The following is a 441-nucleotide window of genomic DNA, read 5'->3' on the forward strand; positions in this document are numbered from 1 at the left end:
ATGGCATTTTACGTCACCCAGAAACGGGCGCTGTAGCAGGGTCTCCCTTTCTAAAAGGCATCGTCGTCTTTATCTTTGTTACCTTTGCCATACCCGGTTTTGTGTATGGCCGTGTCGTTGGAACGATGAAAAATGACCGAGATGTTATTGACGCAATGAGTAAGTCAATGAGCTCTATGGGTATGTATATTGTATTAGTGTTCTTTGCAGCACAATTTGTGGCATTTTTCAAATGGACAAACCTCGGTACAATTTTAGCAATCAATGGCGCGGCATTATTGCAAACTCTAAGCTTAACTGGCCCAGAAGTATTTGTGTTGTTTATTCTTATGTGTGCCATGGTTAACTTAACTCTGGGCTCATCGTCAGCACAGTGGGCAGTAACGGCGCCTATCTTTGTTCCGATGCTCATGCTAATTGGTTATGCACCGGAAACAATAC

At 43.3% G+C, this 441-nt stretch carries 1 protein-coding gene; it reads left to right on the forward strand.

Features of this window, described 5'->3' with window-relative positions:
* Positions 1 to 441: AbgT family transporter (locus CWC11_RS20785; protein ID WP_171038483.1), on the forward strand; the 441-nt coding region annotated here is incomplete at both ends.

The sequence above is a fragment of the Pseudoalteromonas sp. S3178 genome (genome assembly GCF_005886985.1).
GTDB lineage: Bacteria > Pseudomonadota > Gammaproteobacteria > Enterobacterales > Alteromonadaceae > Pseudoalteromonas > Pseudoalteromonas carrageenovora.